This is a genomic window from Shewanella sp. SM73 (genome assembly GCF_025653795.1).
Classification (GTDB): domain Bacteria; phylum Pseudomonadota; class Gammaproteobacteria; order Enterobacterales; family Shewanellaceae; genus Shewanella; species Shewanella oncorhynchi.
The window spans coordinates 100,562-117,961 of the sequence record NZ_JAKKRY010000002.1 but is presented as its reverse complement, the minus strand read 5'-3'; the positions used below and the strand labels follow the sequence as shown (position 1 = coordinate 117,961).

General features: G+C 46.6%; 15 protein-coding genes. 4 read left to right on the top strand and 11 right to left on the bottom strand.

Going from position 1 to position 17,400, the window contains the following annotated elements; genetic code table 11:
* Window positions 1-168: 168 nt before the first annotated feature.
* Window positions 169-1,458 carry an inorganic phosphate transporter gene (locus L5M51_RS03725; RefSeq protein WP_113939029.1) on the bottom strand — a complete coding sequence of 430 codons (1,290 nt, stop codon included), beginning with the start codon at window positions 1,456-1,458 and terminating at the stop codon, window positions 169-171.
* 26 nt (window positions 1,459-1,484) lie between these two features.
* Complete coding sequence (locus tag L5M51_RS03720; protein WP_105251552.1) at window positions 1,485-2,165, bottom strand: TIGR00153 family protein; 681 nt, start codon at window positions 2,163-2,165, stop codon at window positions 1,485-1,487.
* 231 nt (window positions 2,166-2,396) lie between these two features.
* Between L5M51_RS03720 and L5M51_RS03715 the strand changes: the two genes are divergently transcribed.
* Complete coding sequence (locus L5M51_RS03715; protein ID WP_263171658.1) at window positions 2,397-3,893, top strand: inorganic triphosphatase; 1,497 nt, start codon at window positions 2,397-2,399, stop codon at window positions 3,891-3,893.
* Window positions 3,894-3,976: 83 nt separating this feature from the next.
* Here the strand turns inward: L5M51_RS03715 and L5M51_RS03710 are convergent, their stop codons facing one another.
* The 8 genes from L5M51_RS03710 to L5M51_RS03675 form a co-directional block, all read right to left on the bottom strand.
* Window positions 3,977-4,801 carry an ion transporter gene (locus tag L5M51_RS03710; protein ID WP_105253058.1) on the bottom strand — a complete coding sequence of 275 codons (825 nt, stop codon included), beginning with the start codon at window positions 4,799-4,801 and terminating at the stop codon, window positions 3,977-3,979.
* 155 nt (window positions 4,802-4,956) lie between these two features.
* On the bottom strand, window positions 4,957-5,286 hold the full coding sequence (locus L5M51_RS03705; RefSeq protein ID WP_028761837.1) for a hypothetical protein: 330 nt from the start codon (window positions 5,284-5,286) through the stop codon (window positions 4,957-4,959).
* 101 nt (window positions 5,287-5,387) lie between these two features.
* Window positions 5,388-6,041, bottom strand: a complete 654-nt coding sequence (locus tag L5M51_RS03700) for a hypothetical protein (protein ID WP_028761836.1) — start codon at window positions 6,039-6,041, stop codon at window positions 5,388-5,390.
* 164 nt (window positions 6,042-6,205) lie between these two features.
* Window positions 6,206-6,895 (bottom strand): PspA/IM30 family protein, encoded by a 690-nt coding sequence (locus L5M51_RS03695; RefSeq protein WP_028761835.1) that lies wholly within the window; start codon window positions 6,893-6,895, stop codon window positions 6,206-6,208.
* 11 nt (window positions 6,896-6,906) lie between these two features.
* A complete protein-coding gene (locus tag L5M51_RS03690; protein WP_105251554.1) occupies window positions 6,907-7,320 on the bottom strand; it encodes a YjfI family protein in 414 nt (137 codons plus the stop codon).
* Window positions 7,321-7,398: 78 nt separating this feature from the next.
* Window positions 7,399-9,123 carry a polyamine aminopropyltransferase gene (locus L5M51_RS03685; protein WP_263171656.1) on the bottom strand — a complete coding sequence of 575 codons (1,725 nt, stop codon included), beginning with the start codon at window positions 9,121-9,123 and terminating at the stop codon, window positions 7,399-7,401.
* Window positions 9,124-9,127: 4 nt separating this feature from the next.
* Complete coding sequence (locus tag L5M51_RS03680) at window positions 9,128-10,027, bottom strand: DUF350 domain-containing protein (RefSeq protein WP_113939026.1); 900 nt, start codon at window positions 10,025-10,027, stop codon at window positions 9,128-9,130.
* 13 nt (window positions 10,028-10,040) lie between these two features.
* Window positions 10,041-11,012 (bottom strand): hypothetical protein, encoded by a 972-nt coding sequence (locus L5M51_RS03675; protein ID WP_105251557.1) that lies wholly within the window; start codon window positions 11,010-11,012, stop codon window positions 10,041-10,043.
* 238 nt (window positions 11,013-11,250) lie between these two features.
* Here L5M51_RS03675 and glnE point away from each other — a divergent pair, with 238 nt between their 5' ends.
* Together glnE and L5M51_RS03665 are read left to right on the top strand one after the other, a co-directional pair.
* A complete protein-coding gene (gene glnE, locus L5M51_RS03670) occupies window positions 11,251-14,106 on the top strand; it encodes a bifunctional [glutamate--ammonia ligase]-adenylyl-L-tyrosine phosphorylase/[glutamate--ammonia-ligase] adenylyltransferase (protein ID WP_263171654.1) in 2,856 nt (951 codons plus the stop codon).
* A 117-nt stretch (window positions 14,107-14,223) separates the two neighbouring features.
* Window positions 14,224-15,195: a sensor domain-containing diguanylate cyclase gene (locus L5M51_RS03665; RefSeq protein ID WP_263171653.1), complete on the top strand. Its 972-nt coding sequence runs from the start codon at window positions 14,224-14,226 to the stop codon at window positions 15,193-15,195.
* A 77-nt stretch (window positions 15,196-15,272) separates the two neighbouring features.
* Here L5M51_RS03665 and L5M51_RS03660 read toward each other — a convergent pair whose 3' ends face one another.
* Window positions 15,273-16,232 carry a sodium-dependent bicarbonate transport family permease gene (locus L5M51_RS03660; protein WP_263171651.1) on the bottom strand — a complete coding sequence of 320 codons (960 nt, stop codon included), beginning with the start codon at window positions 16,230-16,232 and terminating at the stop codon, window positions 15,273-15,275.
* A 138-nt stretch (window positions 16,233-16,370) separates the two neighbouring features.
* Between L5M51_RS03660 and L5M51_RS03655 the strand changes: the two genes are divergently transcribed.
* Window positions 16,371-17,369 (top strand): LysR family transcriptional regulator, encoded by a 999-nt coding sequence (locus L5M51_RS03655; RefSeq protein ID WP_263171649.1) that lies wholly within the window; start codon window positions 16,371-16,373, stop codon window positions 17,367-17,369.
* Window positions 17,370-17,400 lie beyond the last annotated feature (31 nt).

Here is a 17,400-nt window from a genome sequence, read left to right as displayed (position 1 = left end):
CACATGCTAGGGATTTGAGGCCTGTAATGCAAGAGGGAAGTCATAGACTTCCCTCAACTTTACGGCATCCATGCTATGACCATTCCAATTTAATTCAATCTTTCCTACGACCTTCTAGTCCTAGGCGCTAATACTGCTTAATGTCAGCAACACATTTAGCGAGACTTCTTAATTAAAAATACCTTTAATCATATAGAAGAAGATGATTGATAGGCCAGCACCTGCTGGTAAGGTCACAACCCAAGATACGACTATATTACGTACCACACCAATGTTAATCGCTGCGATACCACGGGCCATACCTACACCTAATACCGCACCCACTAAGGTTTGTGTGGTAGAAATAGGTAAACCAGTGCTAGAAGCAATAACTACAGTCGTTGCCGCGGCTAATTCTGCCGCAAAACCACGACTTGGCGTCAAGTGAGTGATGTTTTTTCCGATAGTTTGCATAACGCGCTGACCAAAAATCGCCAGACCCATCACAATACCTACGGCACCCAAAGGTAAAATCCACCAGACTAGAGGTGATTTCGCTGCAATCTCACCACCGCTATTGACGACAGAAACAACCGCCGCTAATGGACCAATCGCATTTGCTACATCGTTTGAACCATGGGCAAAAGCCATACAACAAGCAGTCAAAACCATCAGGATCGCAAACACTTTTTCAACGTTTTTGAACTGGGTTTGACGATCTGCTTTATCACTCATTTGTAAGCGTGAAATGGCGATTTTACCTAAGATACCAACTACAGCAGCAATAGCACCTGCGAGTAGGTAAGACTCGGTAACTGAGAAATGCAGACCAACATGGGATAAGCCTTTCATAATCGTCATTAATGACATGATGAAACCAGCAAATGCCATATAGAAAGGTACGAAACGCTTAGCATTACTCAATGGATCGTCAGTGTTGAAAATGAGTTTTTGAGTGCTTTGGAAGAGGATGAATGCCATAAAGCCCGAAATAGCGGGGGTTACGATCCAAGAGCCTACAATCCCGCCTACTTTATCCCATGAGACTGAATCTGCACCAACACCCACGGCGGCGAAGCCAATAATGGCACCGACGATGGAGTGAGTCGTTGATACTGGCCAGCCAAGAGCCGATGCGACGACAAGCCAAATACCTGCTGCCAACAATGATCCTATCATGCCGTAAACCAGCAATTCAGGAGTTGCAGTGAAATAGCTAGAATCAATAATACCGCTACGAATGGTATTGGTAACTTCGCCCCCAGCTAAAAATGCACCGGAAAACTCAAAGATCATTGCGATAATAATCGCTTGTTTAATTGTAATTGCGTTTGAACCTACAGAGGTTCCCATCGCATTGGCGACGTCATTCGCCCCAATACCCCATGCCATGAGAAAACCAAATGCAGCCGCAATGGCAATAAGCCACGGGCCATTGGTGACTAAGACGTTAGCCACCTCAATACCTGCATCAACCATATTGATACCTTGATAACCTTAATTTGTTAAACGCGAGCCAGCATAAGCTCAAGACGCGAACCGACGCGTTCGGCAAGATCTGCAAGACCACCGACCCATTCAATCGTTTTGTAGAGGAACATCACATCGACAGGATTCAATTCAGATTCCATAGCGAATAACTGACGGCGTAACTGAATTTGTAGATCGTCAGTATCTTCTTCGATGATATCGAGTTCATTGATCATTTTTGCCACTAAGTCGACTTCACGACCACGGAAACCTGTTTCTAACAGATCTTCGAGTTCATTAATGACTTGTTTTGCTAGTGCTACCGCATCGATACAGCGTTGTAGATAAGCAATAAATGGGACTTGCATGACCTGAGGGATTAACAGCTGACGGCCGATAACACGACCGGAAATATCTTTGGCTTTGTTGGCTATCTTGTCTTGTTGAGTTAAAAGTTCCAATAAATCTGTACGTTCTACTGGCATAAATAAACCGCTTGGCAGAGTAAGGCGGATTTCACGCTTCAGTGAATCTGCTTGCTTCTCGGCTAAACTAATTTGCTTACGTAATTGAACTGCACTGTCCCAGTTACCTGTGATAGTGGCTTCGAAAAAGGGGACGAGTAACGATGCGCAATCGTGTACTTTGTCCATGTGCTCTTGAAGAGGCTTAATTGGCGATTTTGCAAACACGCCCAAAATAGAGTTTACTGGCATTGCCGTTTACCTATTTAGATTGTTCCATTATTGGAAAAAGCGGGCGCATGTTAACCTATGCGTCCGCGTATTGAAACTGTGTTTTTTCAGAAAAAACGACAGGTTTATTCTAACGGGTTATATACCAACTGCAAAACCAAATCCTACGGGATTTTTATGACACATTTGTGACATTATGAACTAAAGATGACGCATCGATGAATATTTGATGACAAAATGAGCGGTTACGCAATGAATGCTGAGATTGAATTAAAACTGTTTTTCCTGCCGATATATCAAGAATCCCTGATAAATAAGTTAGATAGTCTCGATAATGCCGTACCTCAAGGTCAACGTCGTTTGGCGAATGGTTACTTCGACACCCCTGACTTGCAATTACGTCAGTGGGACATGGGATTGCGGGTGCGCGGTTACGATGCGCACCGAGAGCAGACCATAAAAACCGCAGGACAAGTCGTGGGCGGCATTCATTCGCGGCCCGAATACAATGTGACTATCCAATCCGATAGCCCAGACTTAAGTCTATTTCCTATCAACATTTGGCCCGCTGATGCCGATTTAGCAGCTACTCAAGCTCAGTTGACTTGTATATTTCACACCGATTTTTATCGTCGCGCTTGGCATGTTCAGATTGATAACAGCGTGGTCGAAGTTGCGTTAGACATAGGTGACATCACCGCAAATGGCCAGCAAGAAGCCCTGTGTGAGCTCGAGTTTGAACTCCTCAGTGGCGATACTGAGGCGCTACTTAAGCTAGCGATGCAAGTGGCGAGTGTGGTGCCAGTGCGTTTAGGTAAGGCCAGTAAAGCGCAGCGGGGCTATCGATTGGCGGGCAAGGCTAAGCCGCTCGATTTAAAAGCATTGGAATTTCTGCCACTGGCCGAGTCACACGATTCTTCTTCACAGGATTTAAGTGCAAACTGCCAAATCCTGCTTGAAACCGCCCTTGAGCGCTGGCAATTATTAGAGAGCATGATCGCAGAGGAAAGTGACCCTGAAGCCTGTGTGGCACTATGGTGGCGGATGCGCGCCTGTATTCGTTTGCTGCGAATGACCTTAAATCAGTTCGAATTATTGAATGTGACACTGTCTAGCCAATTTATGCTGATTGAAAAGCAGCTCGATTTTATTGAGCAGGCACAGGCGTTGACCGCCTTGCTTGGTAGCCAAAGAGGCTTATTTGCTAAACTTGGCCAACATGCCCAAGTTAAGGCGCGACTTCTGGCGCAACTGACAGAGATTAATCTGACGGGACGCTTACTCTCCTTATGGCAACAGATCGAATATGGTCAACTACAGCTGGCTATTGTTGAACTGTTGCTAAAGATGAGTGCTGGTGAAGTGGATATCACCCATCAGCCTAGCTTACGCCAGCATGCCGATCGTGCTCAGCAAGCTTCTTGGATGGCGATAATTGAGGTCATGCCACTCAATAGCGTCATGACAGCGGCGAATTATCTACAAGTGGCCACAGTGTTGGATGCGAGCATTCTTGTGGGTCATGCCTACGGCAGTTTATATGAGGCGAAATCACGGGACGCATTTCGTGCACCTTGGCAAGATCTCGCGCTTGGGATTAAAACTTTGGCTTGTTATCGCGCCTTACAGGATGCGAGTCGGGAGTTAGATATCAATTTAGCTGAGTGGCTGGAAGACAAGCAGCAGAGTTTGTTGTTTGCTATGGAATCGACACGCCGTAACGCGATGCAACAGCAGGTCTACTGGTAATATTACTTTTTATCGCTGATAAACGGAAAAGGCTCAATCTAATATAGATTGAGCCTTTTCATTAGTCCGTTTTCTCAACAAAGTCAGCTATTTTTTGTTTCGATAGCCTGCTTAAGTTCCGCAATTTGAGCCAGCATTTGCGCTTGATTTTGTTCTATTTTTTGTTGGTTCTCTTCCATTCTCGCTAACGCTAATTCAAGCTCTGATTTGATTTCGGCTTTATGCGCATCTTGGCGTTCTTGGCGTTCAGATTCATCTGGCGCGACAAATACCGATGCCATATAACCTGAAATCACCCCAAAAAAACTCACACCGCTGACAATGACCACGCCACCTATGATGTGGCCTGCTGTGCTTACAGGATAATAATCGCCGTAGCCGACGGTAGAGATAGTGACTAATGCCCACCAAATCGCTTGCTCAGCGGTCTGGATATTGGCGCCTTCGGTGCCGCTTTCGACAATGAGCATAATGACGGAAGCTAATGTCAGAATCGTCACCATAGCAACCAGTAAACTGGCTAAGGTGGCTTGTTTACGTTGTTTTACCAGTGGGAGCAACAGTGAGCGACTCATGCGGATCAGGCGTATTACCCGTAGGATTTGAAAAAGCCGTGCCATACGTAGGGCTTCAATTGCCGGAATACTGGCAATAAAATCAATCCAATGGTGTTTAATGAAAAAGCGTTTATCGCGAGCACGGATCAACCCAACAAAGAAGTTGATCATAAAAATCATACAAATACTGGTATCGACAAAGAAGAGTAAGCGGTAGGTTTCGCTATCTAAGCGGCCGAAGGTCATGACAAGTACTATGATCACCGACAGCAAGGACAATAGCATCATCGCCATTTCGAATGGAGAAGGAGTGCCAAGGGTGCGAAGCGACCATGGGGTTTTATCTGTCATGCCAAACATGATCCCTGTTAAGTGCGGCGAATATCACTACTAAAGTAAAAGACTTTAGGCTGTGAGTAAATTGACTGAGTTAATAAAAGGGCTATAAATCGATTAATCGCGCCAGCCAATGGTAAGAAGGGTTGGCGCTTGAGATCAGCGTTGCTTTAGGTTTCATCAACAAAGTGGACTAAATCGTCGAGTACACGACGTTTAATTTCTAGCTGTGAATCGGCACTTAAACCATATTTCTCTGCCAGTTGCACATAGTCATCTGCATTGAGTGACACGGTAAGACGCGGACGCGTTGGCCGTTTCGATACGCTAAGACCTAAAATAGTGCGAATTTGATCAGAAGGGCTAACGCCTGCATCTAACGCGGCTTTACGAATAGAGTATTGAAATTTTTCATCGAGATCGAAGGCAACCTGTGTCGCCTTAGCGGCTTGTTGGTTCTTTAACCATTGCTCGGGCAGAGGGTGTTTGGTTTTACTCATGGCGTATTACCTATTGCTATCAACCGTTTCTAGCGCTTATCTGTGAGATTGTATTGGGATTATTGATAAAGTGCGAGCACGCACTTTATCTTATTTTCGTGTTATTTCGCCGGCCAGTATTCCCGAATATCCGTTAGCGGGCGATATAGGGTCAAGACAACATCGGTATCACCCCCTTCGTAGACTTCCACTTCGACGGCGCAGCTTTCATTGTCATCAAGTAATAAATAGTACTCAAAGGGCTCACCTGTGGCGCCATTGGCATCCTGTGGCGGCTTTTGGCCACGATAATCCTGACGATGGAAATAGCCAAAAGCGGCAAAAGTCACTTGGTGGTATTGTTTTCCAAGCCATTGTTCAAGTTGTTCAGCTAAGTCGGCCGGTAATACTTGCGTAGTTAACTCGGCATGACCCGGTTCCTCGAACAGGGCGCTGAATTGCTCGAGATCGAATAATTGCTCCACTTGGGCGCGAGAAACCTTAATCGAAAAGGCGAGATAGGTTTCGTCGTCTTCTTCAATGCTCAAAAAGAGAGTATCACTACCATGTCCCTTGAGTAACCACTCGGAGTGTTGTTTACGTTCAGACTCGTAAGTATGTACGGCTTCGACTCTTAATTGTTGACCACGGAGTTGTGGTGGCAGGGCAAAACTATCATCAATTGAGATCATGTCGCCGACATTGAGCTGGGACGGGTGATTGAGCTCGCGCTGTGGCGGGGCTTTCTTACCAAAAATACTATTGAAAAATCCCATAGTGACTCCTGCTGACTATGCTCGCGTGCGGCCTCATATTGATTGGCTGCGGATATTCACGGGCAATAGTGGTCATTTTTATTTAATGAGGATGAAACAAAAAAATGCCGAGGTCAGTAGGGGGTGATGATCCCACTGAGACTCGGCATTCGGTCAATCATTGCTTAGCTTTTACGTGCTTTGATTCGATCTAGCACTGCATTTGCGTTTGACTTTTGCTCACCAATACCTGCTTCGGCTAGTTTGGCTTGCAACGACTTATCACTGTTTTCATCGGCTAAGGTTTCAGCCGCTTTTAAACGGTCGTCAAATTGTTGCTGACGTGCCTTGATACGTTCTAGTGAATCTTTAGCGTTCAGCAGCTTAGAGTTGCTAGACGCGAACGAGTCAGTAATGGTTGCCGTCGCTTTTTGGACGCTTTCGGTGGTTTTAACCATGCTCAACTGACGTTGATAATCAGACAATTGGCGTTCGGTTTTCTTCACTAAGTCTTTCAAGCGTGCAGCATGGGCGCTAAAGCTGTCGTTGGCGCTTTGTTGCTCAGACAACTCTTGGTCTAACTGAGCAATCTTTTCAGCAATTTCAATCGCTAAGGCTTCATTACCTTTGTCCAATGCTTGAGTCGCATAACCTTCGTGTTCTGCAATCGAACGTTTCAGACGGTCAATTTCACGGCTGGCTTGCATTTCTTTTGCCATGACATCGGTCAGTTCACGTTTAGCATTGGTTAAATGCTTTTCTGCATCACGGATTTCCTGTTCGAAAATACGGGTTGAGTTTGCGTCAACGATGCTTTGGCCAACTTCGGTGGCACCACCGCGAAACGCTGTTAAAATTTTATTCAGAATGCCCATTTTGTGGCTCCTTATTTCAGATAGTCGACCAATTCATCAATAACTTCTAAACAGTTATCAGATAAAACTGCTAATTCTTGCTCGATTTCGAGCATGCTAGATTGTAGTGATAGCGCACCGTAAACCACGTATTTGTCATCAATTTTTGCAAAAGCTGACAAGGGCATTGGAATGTTGAGCTCTAGCATGGTTTCAAACATTTCACTGCGACGTTCTTGATTTACTTCGTTCTCGCCCCACAGGTAGCTGATGCAAAGTACTTGGTTGTCCGTTACCGATACAAATACCGGGATTTCTTCACGGCCGACCACATTCACTTGCAACACTTCGACTTCACCATCGATTGGATAACAATCAAATTGAAAGCCAGTTTGGCTGTTGTTGCCAAGACTGTTGAGGTGGTTGGCAATGGTATGGATATTCATATTTGTCCTTATTGACATATTATGTCTGTGTTCAAAGATAGCACCGAGACATAATATGTCAAGTACTATCTCATCCTATTAAAAAAGATCCAGTCCTTGATTCTCGGACCAATCTTGCAAATGGTAGTGATACAGCTGCAATGAACCCAATTCATTGGGTTTTATGTTGGCGGCATCTTGATAAAAATTGGCTGGAAACTCAAAGGCGCCATCCACTAAACCTAAAGTGAGCCAGTCATCTTTGATGGGCAACTCAGTTAACTTCGCTAATCTGTGTTGTGCATCGAGCCCGCCTAAGGTTGCAATACTCCAGCCCCATTCGCCAAAACTGGGCACATTATGATGGTACTGCTTGACGTCAAATCCCGCCAATGCCAAGGTTTTTGCTACCGAAATAAAGGCCTTAGGGGCATGGTAAGGCGATGTTGACTGTACAGTCAGAGCGCCATCACTGCTCATAAGTTCCTTTAATTTACGGTAGAAATAGTCCGAATAGAGCTTATTAAGATCGGGATGGCTCGGATCGGGCAAGTCTACGATAATCGCATCGTATTTCACGCCTGTGGCAATCAGTTTATCGACACCATTAAATGCATCGTCGTTGATCACTGTGACACGGGGATCGTTCAGTGCATTGCCATTGAGCGCCAACATAGCGCGACTGAGACTATCGGGCATATCTGTATCGGGCGATTTAAATAATTGCACTAGGCCCACATCGAGATCGAGCAGCGTGACTTGTTCAGGCTCCCAGCGCAGTACTTGTTTGAGACCGAGTCCATCACCGCCGCCAATGATCAGCACTTTGTTGTGACGGGCACTGGCCGCGAGCGTAGGATGAACGAGAAACGTATGGTAGATGTGCTCGTCTATGCTAGAAAATTGTAAGCGACCATTGATGTATAAAGCATAAACGGGCGGCAGACCGTTACCGCGCAACCGCTCGGTGAAGGTCAGCTGTTGGAAACGTGTCGCCTTGGCGTAAACCACTTTGTCTTTATAGAGCAAATTATTGAATTCTTGCTCCCAGCGTGGGCCGTGGATTGCTAATACGAGTAAGACACCAGTCACGATAAAATGCCCACTCAAAAGCAGTTTAGGGCGGCGGATTTTAGGCCAGAATCGCCAAATAAACACAAAACCTGCCAATAGATTGAAACTGGCGGTTAAGGCGGCGGCGAGTTGGATATCGATGGCGAGCATAAAGCCAACCCAAATGGCGGCACCTATGCCTGCGCCTATGTAATCAGCTCCGTAAATGGTGCCCGCGTTATGCAGTAAATGCTCGTCGGAAAGGGATTGGCGAACCCTAGCAATCAGCGGGATTTCCATACCAATCATCAGGCCCAATAACACACCCCACACATAGGGTAAGTATTCGCTGAGTTTTTGCAGCGAGCTTATCATGCCACCTTCGGGCAGTTGATCTGGCGGTAAACCTAAGGTATTCGCAATGATTAATGGCAGTTGTTGACCAAAACCAATCACCGCTGCTGTGATTAAAATGGCGAGTGAGCCACAGAGTGCAACTGTAAGTTCTAAAATCACAAAACCGGTAAAGGCATCACGGATCTTACGCGCGGCGAAGGCACCTAGCCCCATGGAGACAATCATTAAGCCTATCATGGTGTAAATGGCGGCTTCTAATGCGCCTAAAATGCGGCCCGCATAGTGGGATAAAAGATATTCGTAGATCAGGCCGCAACCTGCTAATACGGCCATAATGCCCAATAAGAGAACATCATCGAACCAACCTAGGCGGCTAGGTTTAGCCGCCGAGGGAGTTAAGCTAATTTCTTGCATTCGATTAAGCCATCAGTGCCGTAAGAATAAGTGCGATAGCGATACTGATCGCCATTTCTACTGCGGCGATACCGATATTGTGTTGTCTTTCCACTTCATCGGCTAAATCGATACGGGCCAATACCAGTTTCTTCACGACGAACAGCAGTAAGGATAGCGCGATCAGCATAATGACTGAGAACACTAACCAACCGATCACGTTAGTCACATAAGCCGTTGGATTATAAATAATAAAGTGACTAGCGGCATTGAAGCTCAGTGCCATAGCAATCATGTAACCCGCATGGCGTAGCGCTAACGCTGTATGACCTTGGGCTAAGGCTTGCTGCATAGACGAGTCTTGGTTGCGGCTTGCGAAACGGTTTTCACGCCAGCGCGTGAGTAGCACTAACATCAACTGCGAAATCGCAAAGGCGCTGAAGATGGCAATGAAGGTATCGACCGTTAAATCTTCTGCCCACAGCAAGACGGAGCGAATGATAATGGCGGTAGCAATAGCAACGCTAGCATCGACAATAGCGACGGACACATTACCTTTGATGATTTGCTCGTTTTTATCAAACTCATTTAGCGCTATTTTATCGTGGAGAAAACGGCCGAGTTTAATCAGTACTAAACCGAATAAACCATAGCAGCTCATGCCAATCGCTTCGGTAAGATAAGAGTGTGCCGCAGCGCCTGTGATAGCGCCTGTAAGCACTATGCCTAGGGCGGCAACTGCGCCAGCGGTACTTATGCCAAAGGCAAAGTTATCCCGCTCTGCAAGCTCCTTACTGCTATTGACCTTTACACTCCAACCTTGCAAATAACGCATTAGCGTTAGCAAAATCACGGCTATGGTGAGATCGATAGCCAGAATGATGGCTAGCTCTGGTGTGATACCGAAATCCTGAAATAATGTCATTGGAAATCCTTAGTTACTTGCCCCGGCGCACACTGCGGGTCGTGCGATTGCTGGAATTGCGGAAACTGCTGTCTTTAGCATAGTTAGATCGAAACTTACTGTTCGAACTCTTGCTCGCACTTGTCGTGCTGGCCTTAGGTGCGCTGGTACTTTCACGGGATAACGCCGTGCCACCAGTTCGCGGTTTAGCATAAGGGCTGTCAAAGCGCTTGCCTTGTGAGTCGAAACGTTTTTTCGTTTGTTCGAAGGTCTTATTTTGCGCATCCGCTTGCTTGGGTGAGGTATAGCGATAACGACCTACGTCATTGTAATAGCTATAACCTCGGTTACCCGACCAACGATCGTAGGAAACTGGGCGATTGAAGACATTCGAAAACATCGAATACATGCCATACCAAGCCCAAAACGAAGTGCCGCTCGAGTCGGTTTGCCAGTTGCCGTAAGAGGGATTACCAACTAATTGACTGCCTGGACCAAAATCTTCACCGCCATTGGCTAATGTTGCGGCCTCACGGCTAATCGCATTTACGCGAGCCAGTTTGCCGTCGGACATATCGGCGACCACGTTGACGGGATCAGACAACATATCGTTAAACAGACTGGGATCTGCGGCTTGATAAAGATTTTCTGCTTCGGCCAGCTGTTGATCGAGATCAGCAAAGTTACTCGCCACTTTCGACTCATCTAAACGACGTTTTAGCGAGGTATACATGGGACCTTGAGTACCAGAATCCTTTGCTAATTCATCGAGTAAGGGTGCTAAATCGGGTTTCTGTTGCTTTAGCAGTGTCGTGTATTGTTTTAAGAGATTAGCGTTACGCAACTGGCCGTCATCGATCATCGTCGTGAGCGTAGCGAGTCGTTGCTGTGTGAGTTGTTGATACTTCGCGATTTTATCCGGTCTGTCATCGCCACAACCCGTCAGCGATAGCGAAACGGCTAAAAAAAGTATCGATGTGAGAACACGGGTTAGCATTCCTGCCATGTTTTCTCCAAAAGGTAATGAAATAAAACTCAAATACTTGCAGGCAATAATAATCCGCTTGCCCAATATGCCTGCCGCGCAGGTTATAGTACCCTTAAATGCCACAGATAAAAGTGTAAACCTTTATTTGTGTGTTACATCAGGTAGCTGCAAGTCTCGTCGAACATAACATGATGTGGCGTCAATCTATATCATTTACGACATAATATGTCGATAGCTAAATTTGTTAGGGATTATTATGACCATGCAAAAAGACAGTAATAAGTCATTGTCTATTCTTATTAATCAAACCGCTGAACGCAATTGGCTGCGATTAGAGGAAGCATGGTCCGAAGGACTTGCGCAATTAACGCCTGCTCAGCAGCAAGAACTCAAAACGGTTTTGGGACTCAGTGATTATGTGACGGCTCAACTATGCCGACATCCCGAGTGGATCGCTATGCTGTTTGCGGGCGAGTTAAGCCTGATTGATCGTAAAAACTTTGATGTTGATTTACATGAAGAACTGGCTAGCACGACCACTGAGGAGATGGCTAAAACCACCCTGCGACGGTTTCGTAACTATCAAATGGTGCGTTTAGCTTGGCGTGACTTTTTAGACTATGCCAGTTTAGAGGAATCCTTGCTTGATCTGTCGGCGCTCGCCGAAGCGTTAGTGATCTGCGCCCGCGATTGGCTCTATAAAGATATGTGCGCTCAATATGGCACGCCTATGGACAAAGAAGGGAATCCGCAACCGCTACTGATTTTAGGCATGGGTAAGTTAGGCGGCCGCGAGCTTAATTTCTCCTCCGATATCGATTTGATTTTCACGTTTCCTGAGCATGGCGAAACCGTCGGCGGTCGTCGCAGTTTAGACAATCAACAATTCTTTATCCGCATGGGGCAAAGGTTAGTGAACTTGCTCGATCAAGTCACTGTCGATGGTTTCGTGTTCCGCGTGGATATGCGTTTGCGTCCCTACGGTGAAAGTGGCCCCTTGGTGGTGAGTTTTAGCGGTCTTGAGGATTATTACCAAGAACAAGGACGAGACTGGGAGCGTTATGCCATGGTCAAGGCGCGTGCGCTCGGGCCTTGGAACCATTTCTCCGATGAACTACACAGCCTCCTGAGACCCTTTGTGTATCGCCGTTATATCGACTTTTCGGCAATTGAATCCCTGCGGAAAATGAAGCAACTCATCGCGCAAGAAGTGCGGCGCCGTCATTTGACCGACAATATTAAACTCGGTGCAGGCGGTATTCGTGAGGTCGAGTTCGTGGTGCAAAGTTTCCAATTGATCCGTGGCGGCCGTGAGCCTGCGTTGCGTCAGCAGAGTTTATTCGGTGCTATCGATACGCTTTACAGCTTAGGGCAGTTTGAATATTTGGCGGTGGATGAGCTTAAACACAGTTATTTACTGCTGCGCCGGGTTGAGAATCTGCTGCAAGCCATTGACGATAAACAAACCCAAACCTTACCGAATAATCCATTGGATTGGGCTCGATTGTGCCATGTACTCGATATGGCTAATGAGGTTGATTTACGCACTCATATTGAAGCGGCAATGAGCAAAATCCATCGTCATTTTAAAGCCACAGTGGGCGGCGAAGAAGGCGAAGAAAAAGCTGAACATTGGACGACGCAGCTGTGGAACATGCAAGACCTTGATGATGGGATCGCGTTGTTGGCCGAACAGCAAATTGATGATGACAAGCTGTGCCCTATGCTCAGCAGTTGGCGCGAAACAGTGACTAAGCGTTCGATTGGTCCACGCGGGCGAGAAACCTTAGATAAATTAATGCCAAGATTATTGGAAGAATTGATTAATCAACAGAGTCCATCGTCAGCTTTTGAGCCCGTGTCTAAGGTGCTGGAGCAGATTTTAACTCGCACCACTTACCTTGAGCTTTTGTGTGAAAACCCTGGTGCGCGGCAGCAGTTAGTGAGCTTGTGTTGCGCCAGTCCTTGGATTGCCGCGCAGTTGGCTAAATTTCCCATGTTGCTCGATGAGCTTATCGATCCGTCGCAGCTCTATGACACGACCTCCATCGACGATTATCCGAGCGAGCTGCGTCAGTACATGATGCGCGTGCCCGAGGATGATATGGAGCAGCAAATGGAAGCGCTGCGACAATTTAAGCTTTCACAACAACTTAAAATCGCCGCAGCCGATGTCACGGGTGTTTTACCCGTGATGCAAGTGAGCGATCACTTAACTTTTTTAGCCGAAGCTATTATCGAACAAGTGGTGATGCAGGCGTGGCAACAGGTTTCAGTGCGCCACGGCGTGCCCGCTCACCTTGAGGGCAGTGACACAGGCTTTGCCGTTGTCGGTTATGGCAAGCTCGGCGGGATTGAATTGGGTTACGGCTCCGATCTCGATTTAGTTTTCTTGTGTGAAAATAAAACAGAGAACGGCCTGACCAATGGTGATCGCCCGATTGAAGTTGGTCATTTTTACCTCAAACTCGCCCAGCGCATTCTGCATTTATTCTCGACTCGCACCACTTCGGGAGAGTTGTATGAAGTGGATATGCGCCTGCGTCCTTCTGGCGCCTCGGGTTTGATGGTCAGTGAGATTGAGCGTTTTGGCGAATACCAAGCTAATGAGGCGTGGACTTGGGAACATCAAGCTTTAGTGCGCTCGCGTTTTGTTTTTGGCGACAATAGTTTAGCGGTTAAATTCAGTCATATTCGCGCTTCAGTATTGGAAAAGCCCCGTGATAAAGCTGAGCTGCAAAAAGCGGTACGTGAGATGCGTCAGAAGATGCGCGATCACTTGCTTAAAGTCAGTGATGGCATGTTTGATTTAAAGCAGAGTCCAGGCGGGATTGCCGATATTGAGTTTATTGCCCAGTACTTAGTGCTGGCTAATGCCCACGAGTATCCAGAGCTAACGATTTGGTCCGACAATGTGCGGATTTTTGGGGTATTAGCTGAGCTTGAACTCTTGCCAATGATGAGTGCCCAGCATTTAACTCAGACCTATTGCTTACTGCGGGATGAAAATCATCGCCTGACTCTGCAACAAAAGGCGGGGCAGTTACCTGTGTTAGAGGTTGAGGAACATGCCGAGCGAGTGCTCAATATCTATCGCGCTGTGCTTGAATAGTACAGTCATCTATACAGTCATTTAAAGGGAGTAAGGCTGAAACGAATATCAGCCTTAACACCGCAAGAATGCACCATTTAGGCTAGAGTTTAATGAGAGCAGTTAGCAGAGAGCACCATGCAATTACCTACTATCCCTGAAAACGAGCTGCAACGTTTGGCCACGTTACGCGCACTCAATGTGCTCGACACTGATGCCGAAGAACGTTTCGATCGTATTACTCGGCTCACGCGCAGAATTTTCTCTTTGCCGATTTGTGTTGTGACCTTAGTGGATGCCGAGCGGCAGTGGTTTAAATCTCGCCAAGGATTGGAGGTGACTGAAACACCACGGGAAATCTCATTTTGTGGCCATGCAATCAATCAAGACGATATTTTTATCGTGAATGACGCCCTCAAAGATCCGCGCTTTAGTGACAATCCACTGGTGACTGAGCAGCCGCATATTCGCTTTTACGCCGGCTATCCCCTCACCATTCACGGGCAATATCGGGTGGGTACTTTGTGTTTAATCGGCACTGAACCGCGGGATTTTACGGCTGAAGACATTGAAACCTTAACGGATTTAGGACAAATGGTAGAGGCTGAATTACTCTCTATCGCGCAAAATACCTTAGATCCCTTGACGGCTATTTCGAATCGACGTGGTTTTGAATTACTGGCCCATCAGTCACTGGCGAGTTGTCGACGTACCGAATCTGAGGCGGCCTTAGTATTCTTCGATCTCGACTTTTTTAAGGAAGTGAATGACAGCTTTGGTCATCGCAAGGGCGATCAGGTGTTATATGATTTTGCCCATATCTTAATGACCGCTTTTAGGGAGTCGGATGTGATCGCAAGGCTTGGCGGCGATGAGTTTGTGGTGCTGCTAAGTTTTGTGCATAGAGATACAGTCAATCGGGTCATCGAGCGTTTTAAGCAGTTACTTGAGCAATATAATCAACAGCATCCTAAGCAACATAGATTGGCGACCAGCATAGGTATCGCCCATTGGACACCGGATTCAGATATGAGCTTGGAGGATCTGTTAGATTCCGCCGATAAAGCCATGTATCAGAATAAAGCCACACATCACAGTGATGCATCTTAAATTGTTTACGCTTATGCCAATGAAAAGGGAGACAATAATGTCTCCCTTTTCATTGGACTTTATTCGGCGAAGAAGTACTAAGCTGTAATGAGCGTTACCCAATGTTGATATAAGGGTAAGCCAATTAGCACGTTAACCGGAAATGTGATCCCAAGTGAGGCTAGCATAGCCAGACCTATATTGGCTTCGGGGATTGCGGCTCGAATGGCCGCTGGCGCTGCGATATAAGATGCGCTGGCACTTAATGCCGCTAACACTAAAATGCTGCCTGAAGGTAAGTCCAGCCAAACGCCTACACCAATACCACACCAAGCCAATACAAAGGGCGTTACGGCGGCGAACACTAATAAGCGCCATTGCTTAAGTGGTAGCGGTAAACACACTTTGGCCGTTACTAAGCCCATTTCCAGTAAAAATAATGCCAGTAAGGTTTTGAACCCTCCTAGTAACACAGGTGTAAGTGGCGCAAGTCCCGTTGGGCCGTAAAGCCAACCTATCACCACACCGCCAAGGAGTAATACAACGCCACGACTGGTTAAGGCTTCGTGTAACACGCTTGATTGATTTTCATTTTTGGGTGATGTTTCAATTGCTTTTTTGGCACTTAAGTATCTGTGTAACCAGAGCATTACGACAATAGCAGGTAGTTCCAGCAGCACGAGATATAGGGTCGTTTCTGGCCTTAAGATCAGCCCAGATTTTTCAACCATAGCCATCACCACCGCAAAGGTTCCCGCGCTGACGGAGCCGTAATGGGCGGCAATACTAATGGCATCGGTATGGCCAATGCGAACCAGCCGAGTTAGTACAGGGTATAAGGCCAAGGGGATAATCAAACCTAAGGCAACAACCGCTAACAGCTCAGTGATCACTAAGTTTTGAGTGTGACCGTGGAGCGCCATTCCGCCCTTTAAACCTAAGGTAAGCATTAACAGTATGGATAGGGTTTCGTAGATCGCGGGGGGGACTTTAAGATCTGATTTCACTAGGCCAGCTAACAGGCCTAAGGCGAAAAATGCAATGACAATATCGGGCATGGGTATCTCATTAAGTTTGACTTTTAAGCGGTACAAAACGCGCTTGTTTGTCGAGTGATCCTGATGGCTGGTGATTTTGGACCTAATTAGTTATATTGAAAAATAAATTGTTTACCACCTAGGTATAGATAATTGTCTATGGATAAGCGTTCGTCATCGACTCAGCTTAAATTGCGGCATTTGAGTTTTCGGTTACTGCAGGTGTATGTGCAAGTGGTGCGGTTAGGTAATATTTCCGCAGCGGCGAGGGCATTGCATTTAACTCAACCCACAGTGTCATTACAGCTAAAAAAACTGGCCGATGTGTTGGGCGAGCCATTACTCGAGAGTCGTGATGGCCGCATGTTACCGACCTTGATTGGTAATGAGTTGTACCGCGCAGCTTGCGATACCTTGAGTCGTTTTGAGGATTTCGATGCTTTTATGCAGCAGGCTAAAGGTGGCAGTGTCGGTCACATCAATATCGGTATTGTCACTACCGCCAAATACGTGTTACCACGAATTTTAGGGGCATTTTATCGGCAGTTTCCACAGGTTAAAGTGACCTTAAACATTGGTAACCGTGCCCATGTATTAGGTCGATTTGAACGTCAAGAAGATGATTTATACCTGTTCAGTCATCCTCCAAGTGGCGATAACGTGTTATCTGCACGCATCATTAAAAATCCGCTGCAACTGATTGCACCAAAGGAGCATTGGGCAGTGGGTCGTGAACAAGTGAATTTTAACGAGCTTAAGAATGAGCGTTTTATCGTGCGCGAACCGGGGTCAGCCACCCGCTTAATGTTCGAGTCTTGGTGCAGCGGACAAGGCATCACGCTCGGTGACACTATGCAAATCGAGAGTAATGAGGTGATACGCTTGAGCGTCGCGTCGGGCTTAGGTTTGTCGGTGATTTCGGCGCATACCTTGCAAGAAGGGCGCGAAAAACCTGCAATTCTAACTGTTACGGGGTTTCCGCTCGAAAGTAACTGGTATCTAGTTGGCCGTAAAGATCGCCGTTTGCCCTATGCCGCCATGCAACTGGTGGACTTTATGGCGGCGCATTTGGTCGAGTGTATCGAGCCAGAATGGGTTGCCACTGATATCAGTGAATTGGCTATGCACTTTAATCATGCACCGCAAACTCGGTCCTAGCACTCTTGAGTCTCGCTTGTATTATGGAAGC

Excerpts from the sequence above, each read along its gene's own strand:
- L5M51_RS03725 (WP_113939029.1), bottom strand. The coding sequence starts at position 1,458 with ATGGTTGATGCAGGTATTGAGGTGGCTAACGTCTTAGTCACCAATGGC.
- L5M51_RS03720 (WP_105251552.1), bottom strand. The coding sequence starts at position 2,165 with ATGCCAGTAAACTCTATTTTGGGCGTGTTTGCAAAATCGCCAATTAAG.
- L5M51_RS03715 (WP_263171658.1), top strand. The coding sequence starts at position 2,397 with ATGAATGCTGAGATTGAATTAAAACTGTTTTTCCTGCCGATATATCAA.
- L5M51_RS03710 (WP_105253058.1), bottom strand. The coding sequence starts at position 4,801 with ATGACAGATAAAACCCCATGGTCGCTTCGCACCCTTGGCACTCCTTCT.
- L5M51_RS03705 (WP_028761837.1), bottom strand. The coding sequence starts at position 5,286 with ATGAGTAAAACCAAACACCCTCTGCCCGAGCAATGGTTAAAGAACCAA.
- L5M51_RS03700 (WP_028761836.1), bottom strand. The coding sequence starts at position 6,041 with ATGGGATTTTTCAATAGTATTTTTGGTAAGAAAGCCCCGCCACAGCGC.
- L5M51_RS03695 (WP_028761835.1), bottom strand. The coding sequence starts at position 6,895 with ATGGGCATTCTGAATAAAATTTTAACAGCGTTTCGCGGTGGTGCCACC.
- L5M51_RS03690 (WP_105251554.1), bottom strand. The coding sequence starts at position 7,320 with ATGAATATCCATACCATTGCCAACCACCTCAACAGTCTTGGCAACAAC.
- L5M51_RS03685 (WP_263171656.1), bottom strand. The coding sequence starts at position 9,123 with ATGCAAGAAATTAGCTTAACTCCCTCGGCGGCTAAACCTAGCCGCCTA.
- L5M51_RS03680 (WP_113939026.1), bottom strand. The coding sequence starts at position 10,027 with ATGACATTATTTCAGGATTTCGGTATCACACCAGAGCTAGCCATCATT.
- L5M51_RS03675 (WP_105251557.1), bottom strand. The coding sequence starts at position 11,012 with ATGGCAGGAATGCTAACCCGTGTTCTCACATCGATACTTTTTTTAGCC.
- glnE (WP_263171654.1), top strand. The coding sequence starts at position 11,251 with ATGACCATGCAAAAAGACAGTAATAAGTCATTGTCTATTCTTATTAAT.
- L5M51_RS03665 (WP_263171653.1), top strand. The coding sequence starts at position 14,224 with ATGCAATTACCTACTATCCCTGAAAACGAGCTGCAACGTTTGGCCACG.
- L5M51_RS03660 (WP_263171651.1), bottom strand. The coding sequence starts at position 16,232 with ATGCCCGATATTGTCATTGCATTTTTCGCCTTAGGCCTGTTAGCTGGC.
- L5M51_RS03655 (WP_263171649.1), top strand. The coding sequence starts at position 16,371 with ATGGATAAGCGTTCGTCATCGACTCAGCTTAAATTGCGGCATTTGAGT.